This is a genomic window from Chryseobacterium kimseyorum (genome assembly GCF_025971945.1).
In the GTDB taxonomy this organism is placed as follows: Bacteria; Bacteroidota; Bacteroidia; order Flavobacteriales; family Weeksellaceae; genus Chryseobacterium; species Chryseobacterium kimseyorum.
In genome coordinates this window covers 1-3,202 of record NZ_JAPDHW010000036.1, presented here as the reverse complement: position 1 = coordinate 3,202, position 3,202 = coordinate 1, and the positions used below count along the sequence as shown (strand labels likewise).

Genomic DNA, 3,202 nt, shown 5'->3' with positions numbered 1-3,202 from the left:
AAATATCCATTTATCAGACGAGCAGAAAGACATTAAGATCATTGACATTAACGGTAAAAATATCACAAAGAGAAAACCGAGCGCAATTAAGCGTTTGAGTTTACAAAATAGTTTTGTAGCAATACAAAGCAAAAAATACTGAACTAATTAATAATTAGGAAAGAAATCGTTAAGGGCGTATGGCGGATGCCTAGGCTTTCAGAGGCGAAGAAGGACGCGGTAAGCTGCGAAAAGCTGCGGGGATCGGCACACACGAATTGATCCGCAGATGTCCGAATGGGGCAACCCGGCATGTTGAAGACATGTCACTCCAAATTTATTTGGAGAGCAAACCAGGAGAACTGAAACATCTAAGTACCCTGAGGAAAAGAAATCGAAGAGATTCCGTAAGTAGTGGCGAGCGAACGCGGATTAGCCCAAAAGCTTTTATATGTTTAATAGAATGTTCTGGAAAGAACAGCCATAGAGGGTGATAGCCCCGTACATGAAAGGCATATTTAAGTGATAAATGAGTAGGGCGGGACACGTGAAATCCTGTCTGAATATGGGGGGACCATCCTCCAAGGCTAAATACTCCTGAAAGACCGATAGTGAACAAGTACTGTGAAGGAAAGGTGAAAAGCACTTCGAATAGAAGGGTGAAATAGAACCTGAAACCGTACGCCTACAAGCGGTCGGAGCCCACAAGTTGGGTGACGGCGTGCCTTTTGCATAATGAGCCTACGAGTTAATGTTACTAGCGAGGTTAAGTACTTCAGGTACGGAGCCGGAGCGAAAGCGAGTCTGAATAGGGCGCTTAGTTAGTAGTATTAGACGCGAAACCTTGTGATCTACCCATGGGCAGGTTGAAGCTTTGGTAACACAAAGTGGAGGACCGAACCGGTTGACGTTGAAAAGTCTTCGGATGACCTGTGGGTAGGGGTGAAAGGCCAATCAAACTGGGAGATAGCTCGTACTCCCCGAAATGCATTTAGGTGCAGCGTCGTGTATAAGTTTATTAGAGGTAGAGCTACTGATTGGATGCGGGGGAGTCAAATCCTACCAATTCCTGACAAACTCCGAATGCTAATAAATGTTCCACGGCAGTGAGGGCGCGGGTGCTAAGGTCCGTGTCCGAGAGGGAAAGAACCCAGACCAACAGCTAAGGTCCCCAAATATATGTTAAGTTGAAGCAACGCGGTTGGACTGCATTGACAGCTAGGATGTTGGCTTGGAAGCAGCCATTCATTTAAAGAGTGCGTAACAGCTCACTAGTCGAGCGGTCCGGCATGGATAATAATCGGGCATAAACATATTACCGAAGCTATGGATTTATACCTTAGAGGTATATCTGGTAGGGGAGCATTCTGTTTGCACAGAAGCTGAGTCGTGAGGCTTGGTGGAGCGTACAGAAAAGAAAATGTAGGCATAAGTAACGATAAAGCGGGCGAGAAACCCGCTCACCGAAAGACTAAGGTTTCCTCAGCCATGCTAATCAGCTGAGGGTTAGTCGGGACCTAACGCGAACCCGAAAGGGGTAGTGGATGGACAATGGGTTAATATTCCCATACTTGCTCACACTAAAAAGGGGACGGAGTGCCGTACTTACTGGAGACTGACGGAATAGTCAAGACCTAGCCTTCGGGCGAAGTTGCTGTAAGGAAAGTGCTTCCAAGAAAAGCCGAAGTGAAGCAACCCGTACCAAAACCGACACAGGTAGTCGAGGAGAGAATCCTAAGGTGCTAGAGTGAATCATGGTTAAGGAACTAGGCAAAATAGTCTCGTAACTTCGGAAGAAGAGACGCCAACAGCAATGTTGGCCGCAGTGAAGAGGCCCAGGCGACTGTTTATCAAAAACACAGGACTCTGCTAAATCGAAAGATGCTGTATAGGGTCTGACACCTGCCCGGTGCTGGAAGGTTAAGGAAGGGCGTTAGCAGCAATGCGAAGCGTTTGACTGAAGCCCCAGTAAACGGCGGCCGTAACTATAACGGTCCTAAGGTAGCGAAATTCCTTGTCGGGTAAGTTCCGACCTGCACGAATGGTGTAACGATCTGGGCACTGTCTCAACCATGAGCTCTGTGAAATTGTAGTAACGGTGAAGATGCCGTTTACCCGCAATGGGACGAAAAGACCCTGTGAACCTTTACTATAACTTCGTATTGACTTTGAGTAAGTAATGTGTAGGATAGGTGGGAGACTTTGAAGCAGGCACGCTAGTGTTTGTGGAGTCAACGTTGAAATACCACCCTTTACTTACTTGGAGCCTAACTTCTTTTAGAAGGACACTGCGTGGTGGGTAGTTTGACTGGGGTGGTCGCCTCCAAAAGAGTAACGGAGGCTTTCAAAGGTACCCTCAGCACGCTTGGTAACCGTGCGTAGAGTGTAATGGCATAAGGGTGCTTGACTGTGAGACCTACAAGTCGATCAGGTGCGAAAGCAGGACATAGTGATCCGGTGGTTCCGTATGGAAGGGCCATCGCTCATAGGATAAAAGGTACTCCGGGGATAACAGGCTAGTCTCCCCCAAGAGCTCACATCGACGGGGAGGTTCGGCACCTCGATGTCGGCTCGTCACATCCTGGGGCTGGAGAAGGTCCCAAGGGTTGGGCTGTTCGCCCATTAAAGTGGCACGCGAGCTGGGTTCAGAACGTCGTGAGACAGTTCGGTCTCTATCTATTGCGGGCGTTAGATGTTTGAGAGGGCTTGATTCTAGTACGAGAGGACCGAATTGAACAAACCTCTGGTGTATCAGTTGTACCGCCAGGTGCACCGCTGAGTAGCTACGTTTGGAAGAGATAAGCACTGAAAGCATATAAGTGCGAAACTCGCCTCAAGATGAGACATCTTTTAAGGGTCGTTGGAGATGACGACGTTGATAGGCTACAGGTGTAAAGTTGGTAACAGCATAGCCGAGTAGTACTAATTACCCGTAGATTTATTGCCTAATTGGCATCCGCTTAATTGCGCATTCAAGGTTCTCTCTTTGTGAATATTCTTATCGATTAAAATATGTAGAATGTACAAAAGTACAATGTACAGAGTAAAGCGACACGCTGAAATACTTTATACATGATACCCCAATACATCCCTACGTTATATACAGCCTTTAGGGTGGTTTTAGCGGTGGGGCTCACCTGTTCCCATTCCGAACACAGAAGTTAAGCCCACCAGCGCCGATGGTACTGCGAAAGCGGGAGAGTAGGTCGCCGCCAGTTTTTTT

The 3,202-nt window shown here is 47.4% G+C and carries 2 rRNA genes; both read left to right on the top strand.

The annotated features are described in order from the left end of the window. Positions 1 to 159: 159 nt before the first annotated feature. Positions 160 to 2,925, top strand: a 23S ribosomal RNA gene (locus OMO38_RS20120). 164 nt (positions 2,926 to 3,089) lie between these two features. Further along, a 5S ribosomal RNA gene (gene rrf / locus OMO38_RS20115) occupies positions 3,090 to 3,197 on the top strand. Positions 3,198 to 3,202 lie beyond the last annotated feature (5 nt).